The sequence below is a fragment of the Daquilactobacillus linshuiensis genome, assembly GCF_052828685.1.
The window spans coordinates 724,282-740,359 of record NZ_CM128255.1 but is presented as its reverse complement, the minus strand read 5'-3'; the positions used below and the strand labels follow the sequence as shown (position 1 = coordinate 740,359).

At 30.0% G+C, this 16,078-nt stretch carries 19 protein-coding genes and 1 riboswitch; all 19 genes read left to right on the top strand.

Annotation, left to right across the window (positions count from 1 at the left end; translation table 11 throughout):
* The first annotated feature begins 7 nt into the window (after nucleotides 1-7).
* The 19 genes from ACUV9F_RS03890 to ACUV9F_RS03800 all read left to right on the top strand — a co-directional run bounded on the left by ACUV9F_RS03890 (nucleotide 8) and on the right by ACUV9F_RS03800 (nucleotide 16,068).
* Nucleotides 8-874 carry a S1-like domain-containing RNA-binding protein gene (locus ACUV9F_RS03890; protein ID WP_446183054.1) on the top strand — a complete coding sequence of 289 codons (867 nt, stop codon included), beginning with the start codon at nucleotides 8-10 and terminating at the stop codon, nucleotides 872-874.
* A 13-nt stretch (nucleotides 875-887) separates the two neighbouring features.
* The gene (gene xerD, locus ACUV9F_RS03885; protein WP_446183053.1) at nucleotides 888-1,796 is read left to right on the top strand and encodes a site-specific tyrosine recombinase XerD; all 909 of its coding nucleotides are present in this window, start codon (nucleotides 888-890) and stop codon (nucleotides 1,794-1,796) included.
* Nucleotides 1,797-1,805: 9 nt separating this feature from the next.
* Nucleotides 1,806-2,192 carry a hypothetical protein gene (locus tag ACUV9F_RS03880; RefSeq protein ID WP_446183052.1) on the top strand — a complete coding sequence of 129 codons (387 nt, stop codon included), beginning with the start codon at nucleotides 1,806-1,808 and terminating at the stop codon, nucleotides 2,190-2,192.
* Entirely contained in the window at nucleotides 2,179-2,931 is a 753-nt protein-coding gene (locus tag ACUV9F_RS03875) for a segregation and condensation protein A (RefSeq protein ID WP_446183051.1), read from the top strand. Before ACUV9F_RS03880 ends, ACUV9F_RS03875 begins: the two co-directional genes overlap by 14 nt.
* Nucleotides 2,915-3,508 carry an SMC-Scp complex subunit ScpB gene (gene scpB / locus ACUV9F_RS03870; RefSeq protein WP_446183050.1) on the top strand — a complete coding sequence of 198 codons (594 nt, stop codon included), beginning with the start codon at nucleotides 2,915-2,917 and terminating at the stop codon, nucleotides 3,506-3,508. Before ACUV9F_RS03875 ends, scpB begins: the two co-directional genes overlap by 17 nt.
* Nucleotides 3,501-4,229: a pseudouridine synthase gene (locus tag ACUV9F_RS03865; protein WP_446183049.1), complete on the top strand. Its 729-nt coding sequence runs from the start codon at nucleotides 3,501-3,503 to the stop codon at nucleotides 4,227-4,229. The genes scpB and ACUV9F_RS03865 overlap by 8 nt, the downstream gene beginning before the upstream one ends.
* Before the next feature lie 2 nt (nucleotides 4,230-4,231).
* Nucleotides 4,232-4,348: riboswitch (FMN riboswitch) on the top strand.
* 77 nt (nucleotides 4,349-4,425) lie between these two features.
* Nucleotides 4,426-4,983 carry an ECF transporter S component gene (locus ACUV9F_RS03860; protein ID WP_446183048.1) on the top strand — a complete coding sequence of 186 codons (558 nt, stop codon included), beginning with the start codon at nucleotides 4,426-4,428 and terminating at the stop codon, nucleotides 4,981-4,983.
* 77 nt (nucleotides 4,984-5,060) lie between these two features.
* Complete coding sequence (locus ACUV9F_RS03855; protein WP_446183047.1) at nucleotides 5,061-5,816, top strand: LysM peptidoglycan-binding domain-containing protein; 756 nt, start codon at nucleotides 5,061-5,063, stop codon at nucleotides 5,814-5,816.
* Nucleotides 5,817-5,879: 63 nt separating this feature from the next.
* Nucleotides 5,880-6,536 carry a (d)CMP kinase gene (cmk, locus tag ACUV9F_RS03850; protein ID WP_446183046.1) on the top strand — a complete coding sequence of 219 codons (657 nt, stop codon included), beginning with the start codon at nucleotides 5,880-5,882 and terminating at the stop codon, nucleotides 6,534-6,536.
* A 63-nt stretch (nucleotides 6,537-6,599) separates the two neighbouring features.
* Nucleotides 6,600-7,781: a 30S ribosomal protein S1 gene (rpsA, locus tag ACUV9F_RS03845; protein ID WP_446183045.1), complete on the top strand. Its 1,182-nt coding sequence runs from the start codon at nucleotides 6,600-6,602 to the stop codon at nucleotides 7,779-7,781.
* Nucleotides 7,782-7,832: 51 nt separating this feature from the next.
* Nucleotides 7,833-9,146 carry a ribosome biogenesis GTPase Der gene (gene der / locus ACUV9F_RS03840; protein WP_446183044.1) on the top strand — a complete coding sequence of 438 codons (1,314 nt, stop codon included), beginning with the start codon at nucleotides 7,833-7,835 and terminating at the stop codon, nucleotides 9,144-9,146.
* 177 nt (nucleotides 9,147-9,323) lie between these two features.
* Nucleotides 9,324-9,599 carry an HU family DNA-binding protein gene (locus tag ACUV9F_RS03835; RefSeq protein ID WP_446183043.1) on the top strand — a complete coding sequence of 92 codons (276 nt, stop codon included), beginning with the start codon at nucleotides 9,324-9,326 and terminating at the stop codon, nucleotides 9,597-9,599.
* 94 nt (nucleotides 9,600-9,693) lie between these two features.
* Nucleotides 9,694-10,944 (top strand): tetratricopeptide repeat protein, encoded by a 1,251-nt coding sequence (locus ACUV9F_RS03830; protein WP_446183042.1) that lies wholly within the window; start codon nucleotides 9,694-9,696, stop codon nucleotides 10,942-10,944.
* Between the two features lie 9 nt (nucleotides 10,945-10,953).
* Nucleotides 10,954-12,150, top strand: coding sequence for a CCA tRNA nucleotidyltransferase (locus ACUV9F_RS03825; protein ID WP_446183041.1), 1,197 nt, complete (start codon nucleotides 10,954-10,956; stop codon nucleotides 12,148-12,150).
* 49 nt (nucleotides 12,151-12,199) lie between these two features.
* Complete coding sequence (locus ACUV9F_RS03820; RefSeq protein WP_446183040.1) at nucleotides 12,200-12,661, top strand: hypothetical protein; 462 nt, start codon at nucleotides 12,200-12,202, stop codon at nucleotides 12,659-12,661.
* A gap of 80 nt (nucleotides 12,662-12,741) precedes the next feature.
* Nucleotides 12,742-13,515, top strand: a complete 774-nt coding sequence (locus ACUV9F_RS03815) for an ABC-F family ATP-binding cassette domain-containing protein (protein ID WP_446183039.1) — start codon at nucleotides 12,742-12,744, stop codon at nucleotides 13,513-13,515.
* A gap of 38 nt (nucleotides 13,516-13,553) precedes the next feature.
* Complete coding sequence (locus ACUV9F_RS03810; protein ID WP_446183038.1) at nucleotides 13,554-14,621, top strand: ATP-binding cassette domain-containing protein; 1,068 nt, start codon at nucleotides 13,554-13,556, stop codon at nucleotides 14,619-14,621.
* Nucleotides 14,622-14,624: 3 nt separating this feature from the next.
* Nucleotides 14,625-15,575: a thymidylate synthase gene (locus tag ACUV9F_RS03805; RefSeq protein ID WP_446183037.1), complete on the top strand. Its 951-nt coding sequence runs from the start codon at nucleotides 14,625-14,627 to the stop codon at nucleotides 15,573-15,575.
* Between the two features lie 13 nt (nucleotides 15,576-15,588).
* The gene (locus ACUV9F_RS03800; RefSeq protein WP_446183036.1) at nucleotides 15,589-16,068 is read left to right on the top strand and encodes a dihydrofolate reductase; all 480 of its coding nucleotides are present in this window, start codon (nucleotides 15,589-15,591) and stop codon (nucleotides 16,066-16,068) included.
* The last annotated feature ends 10 nt before the right edge of the window (nucleotides 16,069-16,078 follow it).

Here is a 16,078-nt window from a genome sequence, read left to right as displayed (position 1 = left end):
GAGAATTATGGTAGATATTAATTATGGAACGGTTTATGAAGGTACAGTTATTGATCAAAATGATGATAGTTATTTTGTACAAGTAGCTGGCCTAACTTTTGAACTAAAAAAAGATGAATTAAAGAAGGATTTACATAAAGAAGATAAAGTTTCTGGTTTTATTTATGAAAATAAAAATCATAAAAATATTATGACAGCAAAGATTCCTGATGTGCAGATAGGAATGTATGGTAAAGGGGCTGTAGTCGATGTAAGAAGGGACTTGGGTGTTTTTGTTGACATCGGTTTGCCAGATAAAGACATTGTAGTTTCTTTGGATGATTTGCCTCTTGATAAATATGAGTGGCCTAAAAAAGACGATATTTTAATTTTGAAAATTATTAATGATAATAAAAATCGTATGTGGGGCAAACTTGCTGATATAGATTTAGTTGATCAATTAGTTAGGACTGCACCAGAAAATGATAAAAATAGATTTGTAGAAGGACAAATTATAGCTAATAGAGCATCTGGTAGTTTTGTTTTAACAGATGATTTTTATTTAGGATTTATTCATCCAAGTGAAGCTATTGGTACTTTGCGAATTGGTCAACGTATAAAGGGTAGAACAGTTGGAACAAGTCATTATCGTTATAATGTTTCTATGAAGCCTTTTGCTTATGAGGAAATAAGTGATGATGCTCAAATGATTTTGGCTGTTTTGAAACGTGCTAATGACAAAAAAATTCCTTATACGGATAAGAGTACACCAGAAGAAATTATGGATTATTTTGGTATAAGCAAGTCTAGTTTTAAACGCGCAATTGGGAATCTATTAAAAAATAGGTATATTAAGCAAGAAGATGGATATACCATTTTGATTAAGGAAGATTAATTTAATGAGGTGAATGTTATTGAAGTATTCGGAAATGTTAGATACGGCTAATGACTATTCGCGTTTTTTGAGATTAGATAGGGGATTATCAAGAAATACCATTAATTCATACCATCAAGACATTGTCGAATTTATTGATTTTTTGATGGAAGAAAAAATAAATTTATTTCCTGAAGAACGTAATTTAATAATTAGTTTTTTTTCTAAACTTCAAGCAGAAAAAAAATCTAAAAATACAATTCTAAGAATGTTTTCGTCTTTAAGAAAATTTTATCAATGGTTGATGAGAGGACACTTAATAAGTTCAGATCCCATGGTTGACATGGACTCACCAAAAAAAGGCGTGCATTTGCCTGTTGCTCTTTCAATGCAAGAAGTTGATGATTTAATAGAAGCTCCAGATGTCGGTAAACCTTTAGGAATAAGAGATCGTGCAATTTTTGAAACAATGTACGCAACAGGATTACGAGTTTCTGAACTAATAAATTTAAAAATGGATGATATTCATCTTGATATTGGCTTAATTAAAACAATAGGTAAAGGTGATAAAGAAAGATTAATTCCAATAGGTGATACCGCTGCCAAGTGGATTACAAGATATATTCGAGAAGTACGTAAAACACAAGTTGAAAAATATGGTAATGTAGACTTTATTTTTTTAAATTTTCGCGGAAAAAGATTAACAAGACAATCTATTTGGCGATTAATCAAATCTTACGTGTTACAAGTTGGAATTGATAAAAACGTTACACCGCATACTTTAAGGCATTCTTTTGCTACTCATCTACTAGAAAATGGGGCAGATTTAAGAGTTGTACAAGAGTTACTAGGACACTCAGATATTTCTACCACACAGATTTACACGCATATAACTAAGCAAAGACTTAGAGACGTGTATAATAAGTCTCATCCAAGATCGTAAGGAGTAATTATGTTAGTACCTTATAGCGAAGAATATAAAAAAATTACTATGGGATTCATGTCGTATCGAAAAGAGTTAAAAGATGTAGATTTTTTAAGTAATGAGATTAATTTATTCCAAACGGATAATCATCAGTTATATTTGTATAAGCGTCGACCAGAAACAGATTTTGTAGGACTTATTGCAACAGATTTAGGTGAGAATTATATTTATGTGAGATATATTTGCCTTAATCCTGCTTATAGGACTAGAAAAAATTTTTATAATATTTTTAATGATTTACAAAATTTAAATAAAAAAAAGCATGTCTTATCTTCGGTTGAATTATCACGAATGGTAAATAATTGGAAAAGAGACAAAAAAATACAGGAAAGTAAAAATAATGGAAGAGCTTAACATTGTATTGACTGATTTTGAAGGGCCATTAGATTTGTTATTGCATTTAATTAAACAATCAAAAATTGATATTTATGATATTCCAATTGCGGAAATAACAAGCCAATATATTAATTTTTTAAATAATATGAAACAATTGCAACTAGATATTGCTGGTGACTATTTGGTTATGGCTTCAACTTTGATGTCAATTAAGAGCAAATTACTTTTGCCAAAAAAGTCTTATGAAGAAGAAGACTTAGAGGAAATAAGTGATCCTCGTGATGATTTGGTTGCTCAATTGTTAACATATCAGACTTTTAAAAAAGTCAGTCAGTATTTTGAAGATAGAGAAACTGGAAGAAGATTATCTTTTTCAAAAGAAATTAGTGTTCCAAAAGATGATATCAAGCCTTTTTTAAAGCCTAATGCTGTATTAGCTAGTGATTTAGCTTTAACAATGTCTGATATTTTAAAAAGACAAAGGAAAAGACGACCAATCACTGAAACAGTTGAAAATGAATCGTTATCAATTGAAGAAGCACAATTTAATATTATTGATAGGTTGAAAAAAAACTCAAGTAAAAAAAGTTCGTTTAAAGATTTATTAAAAAATAAAAATTCAATTGATGAAGTAATTACCACGTTTATGGCGACCTTAGAATTAATGAAAAGTAAAGAAGTAAAATGTTATCAAGAATCATTTAAAGAAGATTTATTAGTTATTTTAAGAGGAGACTCAAATGCAGTATCGAGCTGAAATAATGGCACTTTTATATACAAGTGGGGATCAAGGGTTAGACCTTGGTATAATGGCTGAACTTTTAGAAATTTCTAAGTCAGCACTGCGCCAAAATTTGGAAGAACTTAAAGATGTTTTGCTTAATGATGAAAAAAGTGGATTAATAATTAATCAGCATGAAGATATTTATAAATTAGTAACTAAACCCGAATTGGGATCATTATTAAATAGATATTTTAAAAGCGGACTATCAACTACTTTGAGTCAAGCTGCATTAGAGATACTATCAATTATTGCCTATAAACAACCAATTACAAGAGTTGAGATCGACGAAATACGTGGTGTACAAAGCTCAGGAACGATACAAACATTAATGGTTCGGCAGCTGATAAAGGAAAACGGTAGAAAAAATGTTCCTGGTAAGCCAATTTTATATGGAACCACTGAACAATTTTTAGATTATTTTGGATTAAAAAATTTAAATGAATTGCCAGATATTGAGGAATTTAAAGATTCTGAATTGGATAAAGATGGTAATTTGGATTTGTTTTATAGCAAATTTGAACGTTTAGAAAATGAGGAAAACAATGACTGAAAAACAACGGTTACAAAAAGTAATGGCTAATGCAGGTATTGCCTCTAGAAGAAAATCTGAAGAAATGATTAAAAATGGTTTAGTACAAGTAAACGGTGAAACTGTCACTGAATTAGGTGTTAAAGTATCAAGTTCAGATAAAATAAAGGTTAATGATAAGTTAATTCATAAAGAACAAAAAAGATATATTTTGTTTTATAAACCAAGAGGAGTGATTTCTTCTGTAAAGGACGAAAAAGGTAGAAAAGTTGTTACTGATTACATTAAAGATGTTAATGAACGACTATATCCTGTAGGAAGACTTGATTACGATACATCTGGACTATTGTTATTAACTAACGATGGAGAATTTGCTAATAGATTAATGCATCCCCGTTATAAGATTGATAAAACTTATATTGCAAAATTAAATGCCATCCCCAAACGAGAAGATTTAGCTAAACTTGAAAAAGGTGGATTAAAAATAAAAGATTATAAAACCTCACCAGCAAAAGTAAAAATTCTGTCAGAAGACAGGTTGAAGAATAAAGCAATTGTACGTATTACAATTCACGAGGGACACAATCATCAAGTCAAGGATATGTTTGATAAGATAGGATTTAAAGTTGATAAATTGTCACGAGAGAGATATGGATTCTTATCGCTTGACGGAATGACATCTGGAGAGTATCGTGATTTAGGTACTACAGAAGTAAATTTACTTCTTAAAAATAAAAAATAATAGTTGGTTTTCAGGGCAGGGTGTGATTCCCGACCGGCGGTATAGCCCGCGACCCAGAAATGGTTGATTTGGTTAAATTCCAAAGCCGATAGTTAGAGTCTAGATGGAAGAAAACAGGCAGAAAAGGCTTGTTTTTTGTGTATGCTAAAAAACAAGTTTTTTTTAATGAAAACCAGCGGAAAGTTGGTGAATTATTATGAAAAAAAGATCTTTAAGTACAAGAACTGTGATCTACATTGCAGTTTTAGCAGCATTAGCAACATTAATAATGTTTTTTGAGTTTCCTGTATTACCTACTGCTCCATTTTTGAAAGTGGATTTTAGTGATGTAATTACTATTATTGGAGGAATTACATTTGGACCACTCGCAGGAACTTTGATTGCTTTTGTAAGAACCATCGTAAATTGGTTAATAAAAGGTTCAGGTGTCATTGGACTAATAGGGAATATGGCTGGTTTTTTTGGTAGTGTAGCAATTATGTTACCAATGGTTCTTATTAAAAGTAAAAGTAGATTGTTTAAAATAATAATCAGTATTATTTCGTTAACGATTGTAGCTTCATTAATCAATTATTTCATACTAATGCCTTTATACATGGCTTTAATTAATATGAAGATAAATATGTCATTACTTAAGTACGTATTAACTATTATTGTTCCTTTTAACTTAATCAAAGGAGTATTAGTTACAGGTGTGAGTTGGATTATATACGTTCGCTTAGCTAGTTTTTTAAAACGTAAAAATTTTCAATAGAATTTCTTTATAACTATTTAAAGTTTTCTTAATATCTTTATGTTAGTATTTAAGGATATTATAAGGAGGATCCTAAATTGACTGAAAAAAATGATTCTAATTTAAATGATCAACTTCCAGATTCTGTGTCTGGTTTAAATGGATCTGTGTCTAAAGAAGACTTAGAAAAGATTAATACTACAATTTCAAATCAAGGACCACTTGTTGGAGATAAACCATGGAACAAGCAATTTGAAGATGATTTGGATGAACAAGGTAAGCCATCACGAGTTGCAAAAAATAAAAAAAAGCGTGGAGTTAAAAACTTAGTAATAGTTTTATTTGCTGCTTTAATTATTTTAATGTTTATTCCTGTCTTTAATTGGGTTATGAGTGGACGTAATTCAAATCCAAACAATCAAACAACTTCAACTCAAGTTGCGAAAAATACTGATACGTCGTCTTCAAACAAAGAAAAAAAGACAAAGAAATCATCAGACAAGAAAAAAACTTCTTCAAGCAAAAAGTCTAACACAAAGAAAGAAAGTAACGATTCTTCTGACAATAATAATACTAGTGATGCAAATTCAAATGGAGAATCAGCAAATAACGCTAATAATTCTGCTGCTTCTACTACACAAAATGATCAAGCTGCAAATGCTGTACAGCAAAATCAAAATCAGTCAGCAAATTCAACTTCTCAAGCAGACAGTGGATACTATACTGTTGCAGCAGGTGATAACCCATTTCGTATAGCATATAATCATAATATGACAACTGATGAACTTTATGCTTTGAATGGATTACAACCGGGAACTGTTTTACAACCGGGAATGCGCATAAAGGTAAAATAAGGTAAAATAAAGAGTGAAGAAATTCACTCTTTTTTATTTTTAAAATATAGGTGGTTATAATATATGCAAATTGCAATTGATGGACCGGCTTCAGCTGGTAAAAGTACAATTGCCAAGTTAGTGGCAAAAGAACTTGGGTTTATATACTGTGATACTGGAGCAATGTATCGCTCAGTAACTTTAATGGCGAAAATGAATAATGTAGACTATAGTAATGAATCTGAAATTCTAAACTTAATGAGTAAGTATAAGATTAGTTTTAAAAATGATTCTGACGGACAAAAAGTTTTTTTAAATGATCAAGATATATCAAATGACATTCGTTCAGTGGATATTACAAATAATGTTTCTGAAGTTTCAGCTTTAAAAAAAGTACGTGAGCAACTTGTGAATGAACAAAGAAGAATAGCCGAAGAAGGAAATGTAGTGATGGATGGGCGAGACATTGGAACAACTGTGTTACCTAATGCGGAAGTGAAGATATTTATGATTGCCAGTGTTCATGAACGTGCAGTACGAAGATTTAAAGAGTATGAGTCCAAAGGTATTGAAGTTTCACTTCAAAAATTAGAAGACGAAATTCAACAAAGAGATTATAAAGATTCACATAGAAGTGTTTCACCATTAAAAAAAGCAGATGATGCTATAGAGCTTGATACGACAGGTATATCTATTGAAGAAGTCGTTGAAAAAGTGATAAATATAATAAAAAAGAAGTAAAATACTAGTTTTTAATTTCAATTTCAATTACTATTAATACAGAATGCAAAAGAGGTGTAGGTTATGACAAATTCTTCAAATGATATGAATCAAGAGCTTTTATCTGCTCTTGATAATTTTGGCAAGGTTGAGATTGGCGATAAAGTTACTGGTGAAGTTTTGACAGTTGATGATAAAGAAGCAATTATAGGTATTGATGCTTCTGGTGTTGAAGGGATTCTTACAGCAAAAGAATTTTCAAATGATCGTGATATTGATTTAAGAAAAGAACTACAGCGTGGAGAAAAACTTGAGTTAATTGTTGTTTCACGTTTAAATCCTAATAAATCAAATGGAAGCTTTTTGCTATCAAAAAAACGTATTGAGGCTCAAAAGGTTTGGGAAGATTTGCAAAGTGATTTTGATAATAATGCTCGTTTTGATGTAACTGTTTCTCAAGTCGTTAAGAATGGACTATTAGTTGATATAAAGGGTGTTCGTGGATTTATTCCGGCATCATTAATATCTACTAATTTTGTAAGAGATTTAGCTCCTTATCTTGGTAAAACTCTAAAAGTTGAAATTTCAGAAGTAGATAAGTCAAAAAATCGACTAGTTTTGAATCATAGAATAATAGAGGAAGAAGAAAAAGTTGCAGCTAAAGAATCAATTTATAGCAAAATTCTTCCTGGTGATGAAATTCAAGGAACTGTAAGAAGATTAACTAATTTTGGTGCATTTATTGATGTAGGTGGAATTGACGGTTTAGTGCATATTTCTGAAATTTCATATAATCATATTGATCAACCTTCTGATGTATTAAAAGTCGGTGAAAAGGTAAATGTTAAAGTTTTAACTCTTGATAAAGAAAAGGATAAATTATCACTTTCTATTAAGGCTTTACAACCTGGTCCATGGGATAAATTAAAAGAAGAAGTTAGTGTTGGTGATACTTTAGATGGTATTGTTAAAAAACTAACCGACTTTGGTGCATTCGTTGAAGTAATGCCAAGTGTAGAGGGATTAGTACATATTTCCGAAATTTCTTGGAATCACATAAAAGTACCTGCGGATGTATTAAAAGTGGGTGAAGAAGTAAAAGTAAAAGTTATCAATATTGATAGCGAAAAAAAACGACTTGGTCTTTCAATTAAGCAATTGGTTGAAAATCCAAATAAGGAAGAAATTCAAGAAGCTGAAGATTTTGAAATTCCTGAGGAAAGCCATGGATTTAACATGGCAGATGTGGTTAATAACGATAAATAATAATAAAAAGCTGGAATGTACCAGCTTTTTTGTAGTTAAAGGATGAAGTAAATGGTAGTTCCCGTAGTAGCTTTAGTAGGTCGTCCCAATGTTGGAAAATCGACTATTTTTAATAGAATAATAAATGAACGTCTTTCAATAGTTGAGGATACACCTGGCGTTACACGTGATAGAATTTATTCACGTGCATTTTGGTTGGGTAAAGAATTTAGATTAATTGATACCGGTGGTATCGAAATAAGTAATGAAACATTGTCAGAACAAATCAAGCAACAAGCAGAAATTGCTATGCAAGAAGCTGACATCATAGTGTTTATTACTGATGGAAGAACAGGTGTAACAAAAGAGGACGAAGATGTTGCTAAGATTCTTTATAAAACTAATAAACCGGTTGTTTTAGCTGTTAATAAAGCCGATAATCCAGAGCAAAGACAAGATATTTATGATTTTTATACTTTAGGATTTGGAGATCCAAACCCCGTATCAGGTGTTCAAGGTACAGGTATTGGTGATTTATTAGATAATATTGTAAAAGAATTTCCTAGCAATACCGAAGAAATTGTTGATGACTCAATAAAATTCAGTTTTATTGGTAGACCTAATGTTGGTAAATCTTCTTTGGTAAACGCTATTCTTGGCGATAATCGTGTAATTGTTTCTAATGTTGAAGGAACAACTCGAGATTCTATAGATACAAAATTTTTCAGTGATTCATTGGATCAAGAATTTACGATGATAGATACTGCAGGAATTCGTAAAAAGGGTAAAGTTTATGAGAATACTGAGAAATATTCTGTTTTAAGAGCTTTGAGAGCTATTGATAGATCTGATGTTGTTTGTGTAGTTTTAAATGCTGAAGAAGGTATTAGAGAACAAGATAAACACGTAGCTGGATATGCGCATGATGCCGGCAGAGGAGTAATTATTGTAGTTAATAAGTGGGATACTTTAAAAAAAGATAATAAAACTATGAAAGACTTCGAAGATAAAATTAGAAATGAATTTCAATATCTTTCATATGCTCCTATTATCTTTACTTCTGCAATTAAGAATCAACGATTGGATAAAATACCTGAATTAGTTCAACAAGTTGCTGATAATCGCGAAATGAGAATTCAATCATCATTGTTAAATGATATTTTGTTACAAGCAACATCTATTGCACCGACACCGATTATCAATGGTAAGAGATTAAGAATTTATTATATGACTCAGGTTGCAGTTTCACCTCCTACTTTTGTTGTTTTTGTAAATGACCCTGAATTATTACATTTTTCATATGAAAGATTTTTAATAAATCAGCTTAGAGAATCATTTGATTTCACTGGAACTCCAATAAAAATAATTGCTAGAATGAGAAAATAACAAAAAATAATTTTTAAAAAATGACTTTTTAAAAGAAAAAATGTATTTTATTAAGATTATGCTTGTCCTGACAAGGTTTTGTATGGTAATTTATTCATTGGGATAATGATATGCCATTATCATTGCTCGAAAAAATATTGTTTTGAACAATATAAATATTCTGGAGGTTTTTATATTATGGCTAATAAAGCAGAACTTATTGATAGTGTTGCTAGTAAAACAGGAATCACAAAAAAAGATGCTACTGCAGCAGTAGACGCTGTATTTAGTGCAATCCAAGAAAAACTTGCTGATGGTGAAAAAGTTCAATTAATCGGCTTTGGTAATTTTGAAGTACGTCAACGTGCTGCACGTAAGGGTCGTAACCCTCAAACTGGTGCAGAAATCAAAATTCCAGCAAGCAAAGTTCCAGCATTCAAACCCGGTAAAGCTTTGAAAGATGCTGTTAAATAATTAATTTAATTATTAAGACAATCAACCTAGTTGATTGTCTTTTTTTTGTTATAATAACTATTGTTTTAATAAGTAAGAGTAAAGAGGTTTATATATGAGCTATTCACAAGATGCGTTGGATGAGTTTTATAATGGCGATATTGATAAAGCTAATGAACTAATTAAAAAAGCTATTGAAAATGATGACGATGATACTCTATTCAATTTAGGAGATAACTTACTTGAAATGGGTCAGTCTGTTCAGGCTAAAGAAATATTTGAAGATCTTTTAGAAAAAAATCCTGATGCAGATGAACTACGCACTAGACTTGCTGAGATTGCAGTTTCTGATGGTAATAATGATGCGGCAATTGATTACTTATCAGTTATTAATCCTGACTCTTACGCATACGCTGAGGCTTTGTTAACTTCAGCTGATGTATATCAATCAATGGGTATGTATGAAGTAAGTGAGCAAAAACTTTTAGAAGCAATTAGACTATATCCTGATGAGGATGTAATTAAGTTTGCTTTAGCTGAACTATATTTTGCTCAGGGAAATTTTGAAAAAGCTATTAATTTGTATGAATTATTATTAGACAATGATATTAGTGAACTTTCAGGTATTTCAATTCACGAAAGACTAGGTGATTCATTAGCTGGTACTGGAAAGTTTGAAGAAGCAATTATTGAATATAATGATATTAATCGATTATTGCTTAATGAAGATATTTTATATAAAAAAGGTAGTTTATATTATCAGACAAATGATTTAAATAATGCTCAAAAAACATTAAATGAATTAATAGATTTAAACCATGACTATGCGCCGGCATATTATTTGTTAGCGAATGTATTGTATGATCAAAATAAATACGAAGAATCTTATCGTACAGCTGTTAGTGGATTAAAATTTAACGAATATAATTTAGATTTGTATAGAATATTGATCAAGTCAGCTAAAAAGACAAAATTTTTAAAAGATGCAATAGAACAATCAATAAGTGGCATTAATAAAGTTGAAGAACCTAACGAATTAAAAAAAATAATAAGTGATTATTATATTGAATTTGGAGATTATGAACAAGCTATTAGTATAATTAATAGTGGTAATGAAACTGATAGTGATGATCCATATCTATTCTGGAATTTAGCTAAAGCTAATCGAGAGATTGATGATATCAACGAAGCTAGAAAAAATATTTTATTAGCTTATAATGACCTGCAAGACAATCCAGATTTCTTGAAAGACTTAGTATTGATATTACGTGATTCTGTAGATTTAACGACGGCAAAAGATGCTTTGAATAAGTATTTAAAACTAGTTCCAGATGATGACTATATGAGAACAATATTTGATGATTAAGGATACGCAATGAAAATTAAAGAATGGCCAGAAATATTTAAAAGTTCACTACATATATTAGAGAAAATTCAAGAAGCGGGATATGAAGCATATTTTGTTGGAGGAAGTGTCAGAGATTATTTATTAAATCTTCCAATTCATGATGTAGATATTGCAACTAGTGCGTATCCAGATGAAATTAAAAAAATTTTTTCAAGAACTATTGATACGGGAATCGAACATGGTACTGTAACAGTTATGGAAAAATCCACTCCTTATGAAATTACAACTTTTAGAACAGAAACTGGATATCAAGATTATAGAAGACCTGACGAAGTTACCTTTGTTCGTTCATTAAAAGATGATTTAAAAAGAAGAGATTTTACTATAAATGCGTTAGCAATTTCACCTACAGGAGAAATAATTGACGAATTTAATGGATTAGACGATTTAAAAAATAAAACTTTAAAAGCTGTCGGAAAAGCTCATGATAGGTTTAATGAAGACGCATTGAGAATGATGCGAGCTGTAAGATTTTCTAGTCAATTAAATTTTGATATTGAAATAAATACAAAAAAAGCAATTGTTGAAAATGCTAATTTACTTTTAAAAATTTCAATTGAGAGAATTAATACAGAATTTGTAAAAATGATGTTGTCTGATAATTGGAAAAAAGGACTTGAGTTTTATATAGACTCTAATCTATATAAATATTGTCCATTTTTTGATGATAAAAAAGATAATTTAAAAAAATTACTCTTATTAAAAGATATAAAGATTAATAATACTAGAACTGCCTGGTCTTTAATTACACAATTATTACAAATAACAAATACAAATTCGTTCCTAAGTAAATGGAAAGAGTCTAATCAAGTTAAAAATGATGTTTCTAAAATTAATTTGTTAACATCAGTAATTGCATCAAAAAAATATGATCCTTGGAATTTTTATTTAGTTGGAGATGATTTTATTGATGATGTTGAAAATATTTGTGAATTAAGAAATATTAAATTTGAAAATGAAAAAATACTTAAAATTTATAAATCCTTACCAATACGTGATAAGCATGAGTTAGCAATTGATGGGAGAGTATTAATTGAGAAGTTAAATATAACCCCTGGTCCTAAGTTAGGAAAAGTTTTAAGAGATATTGAAAAAAAAGTGGTTCATAATGAAATAAAAAATGATTCAAATGAATTGTTAGATTATTGTAAAAAAGTCATATAATTTGTGATATTATTACAATGTAAGCAATTTCAGAAAGGAAGTATTTTTTATGGAAAGTAATCGCGTTTTTAAGGAAATAAAATTTTATTTTAGAAATGGTGACACTTGGACTGTAAATCATAAAGAAATGAGTGATGTTTGGTTAGCTCGTGTTACAACAAGTTATGGACGAATTAATGGTGGAAAAATGCAAGAAATCAATCCTTGTAAGAGTTTCAAAATTGAAATTTTAAAAGAGGCTGATTACTTGAAAGATAATGATACTATTACGGTTACAACTGCAGCAGGGATGTTTGATCGTGTTATGAGTTATCAAGATATCGAAAAATGTGACCTTGTTTTTGATGATGAGGGAGATTCAAAACAAATCTATTTCCCATATAAAGCAAAAGATTCTGAAGGATTAGATAACATTTATCAAACTAGTGCTGTATCCAAGAAAAATGGTAATCTTTATATCGTTATTGATGCTAAAGCAAACGTTTTTGATAAATACGCAGATAGAATTTAAAAAGTCGACTATGTCGGCTTTTTTTAATGTATTCCAACTTGTATAATATAAACTAATAAACAAGTTTGGAGTTATACAAGTTGAAAACATTTATAGCAGAAAATTTATCAAAAAATGTTGGTGATAGAACTCTTTTTCATGGAGCAAATTTTTTAATTAATGAAGGAGATAAGATTGGTTTAGTAGGATTGAATGGTTCTGGTAAGAGTTCCTTACTTAATTCCCTAGTTGATTCTAATGAGTTAAGTGGTGGAGAAATAAAAACTCCAAAAGAGTATAAAATTACATATCTTAAACAACAACCAGAATTGGATTTAGAAAAGACAGTTTTTGAAGCTGTTTTAGATGGAGATGATGACGTATTTAAGCTGGTTAATAATTATGAAAAAACTCTTGAAGAATATAACAATGATATAAATAATGAGAAGTTAAAAAAACGTTTATTTGATTTACAAGAACAAATGAATAATAAAAATGGTTGGGAAATAGACACAGATGTCAAAACCATTTTGACTAAATTAGGAATTACAGAATTTGATAAAAAAATAAAAAATCTTTCAGGTGGTCAACAACGAAGAGTCGCATTAGCCCAAGCACTAATAACTGAAACTGATCTGTTGATATTAGATGAACCAACTAACCATTTAGATTATCAAGCTATTAAATGGCTTGAAACATATTTAACTAGATTAAAAAATGCTGTAATCTTTGTAACTCATGATAGATATTTTTTGAATCAAGTTGCTACAAGAATATTTGAAATAGAGTTTGAAAAATTAACCGAATATTCAGGAAATTATGAGAAATATTTGCAACAAAATCAAAAAATGAAGAAATTCAAGCAGCTACTTTAGGACATAAGCAAAAATTATATAAACAAGAATTAGAATGGATGAAAGCAGGAGTCCACGCAAGAGGTACTAAACAACAGGCAAGACAAAATAGATTTAGTGAACTAAAAGATGAACTTAAAAGCCAACCTCAGTTACAAAAAGATATGGAAATTAATATAGCTAAGACTAGACTGGGTAATGATGTTTTTAATATAAAAAATGCTAATTTAAAAATTGATAAGAAAAATATATTAAAGGACTTTTCATATTTAATAAATAAAAAAGAACGTATTGGTATTGTTGGAAAAAATGGGGCTGGTAAAACTTCATTTTTAAATATATTGGATGAAAGAATAGCTCTTGATTCAGGAATTTTAGAAGTTGGTCAAACAGTAAGAATTGGTTTTTATACTCAGTACAGTGAGAATATGGACCCTGATAAAAGAGTTATTTCATATTTAGAGTCGATTGGTCAAAATATTCAAACCGAAGATGGAAGAAAACTAACCGCATCCTCACTACTAGAAACCTTTCAGTTTGATAATAGACTACAAGGTGCATTTATTAGAGAACTTTCTGGCGGTGAGAAAAGACGACTATTTTTATTATCAATTCTAATTAGGCAGCCAAACGTTTTGTTGCTCGATGAACCAACTAATAATCTTGATATAAAAACCTTAACAATTTTAGAAGACTATATTTTAAGTTTTAGTGGTACTGTAATAGCTGTATCACATGATAGATACTTTTTAGATAAAATTTCTCAAAAATTATTGGTATTTGAAGGAAACGGTATAATTACTGAATATTTAGGAGATTATTCGACATATTTAGAAAATTCTCAAGAGCAAAAAATAAACAACGAAAAAAAATCTGCCGTAAATGCCAAGAAAAAAAATGATGATAGTAAGCGAAAATTAACCTATGCGGAAAAAATTGAATTAAATGAATTAGAACCAAAGATTGAGAAGTTAGATAATAGAATTTCTGAGCTAAATGAATTATTATTAGATGAAAGTGCTGATTATCAGGACTTAATGGGGTATCAAGCGGAGTTAGAACAAAAAACAAAAGAATCAGAAGAATTAATGGACCGTTGGGCTGAACTTAGTGAATTGGGAGAATAGAGGATGAATGAAGATCAGTATTTGCAATTAGCTAAATATATTATGGAAAACGGAAATGACAAGACTGACCGAACTAATACAGGTACTAAAAGTGTTTTTGGATATCAAATGCGATTTAATTTGCAGGAATCTTTTCCGCTGTTAACAACAAAAAAGGTTCCTTTTGGACTTATAAAAAGTGAGCTACTTTGGTTCTTGCATGGGGATACCAATATTAAATATTTACTTCAACATAACAATCATATCTGGGATGAATGGGCATTTAAGAAATATGTTGAAAGTCCTGAATATAATGGTCCAGATATGAGTGACTTTGGACATAGGAGTCTAAGTGATCCTGAGTTTAATAGTTTATATAAAGAACAAAAGAGTTTATTTTGTAATCAAATTTTAGAAAATGATGAATTTGCTGAAAAATGGGGAGACTTAGGAAATGTATACGGCAGTCAATGGCGACATTGGCAAAAACGTGATGGTGGTTTTATAGATCAGATCAAAAATGTTATAGATCAAATTAAAAGAACACCTGATTCACGTAGAATGATTGTTAGTGCTTGGAATCCAGAGGACATCCCGACAATGGCATTGCCTCCTTGTCATACAATGTTTCAATTTTATGTAAATGATGGAAAATTATCATGTCAGTTATATCAAAGAAGTGGGGATGTATTTTTAGGGGTTCCTTTTAATATTGCAAGTTACGCGCTACTCACTCATTTGATTGCTCGTGAAGCAAATTTGGAAGTTGGGGAATTTGTTCATACACTTGGTGATGCTCATATCTATACAAATCATTTTGAACAAATTAAAGAACAATTATCTAGAAATCCAAAAGTTGGGCCTAAACTTAAAATTAATGATACAGATAAGAGTATTTTTGAATTAGGTATTGATGATATACAAATTGTTGATTATAACCCAGATGGTGCAATTAAGGCACCTGTGGCAGTTTAGAGAGGAACAAATTATGATTACTTTTATGTGGGCAGAAGATAAAAATCATTTAATCGGAAAAAATGGTAGCTTACCGTGGAAGTTACCAGATGACATGAAGAGTTTTAAAAAAGCAACAATGGGTCATCCTATTATTATGGGAAGAAAGACATTTGAGAGTTTTCCTAATGGTCCATTACCAGGTAGAGAAAATATCGTTATTACAAGAAATAAAGACTTCTCGTATCCAGGAGTTACTGTTATTAATGATCCAAAAGAATTAAAATTCTTGAAAGATAAGGAGTACGATATAATCGGTGGTTCTCAAATATTTAATATATTTAAAGATGTAGTAGACACCCTTTATGTAACAAGAATTGATCATGAATTTGAAGGCGATACTTATATGGTTGATTTACCATGGGATAAATTTGAACTAGTATCAAAAAAAGATGGAATTAAAGACGAAAAAAATAAATGGGCACATACTTTTGAAATTTATCGACATAAATAAAGAGATTCAT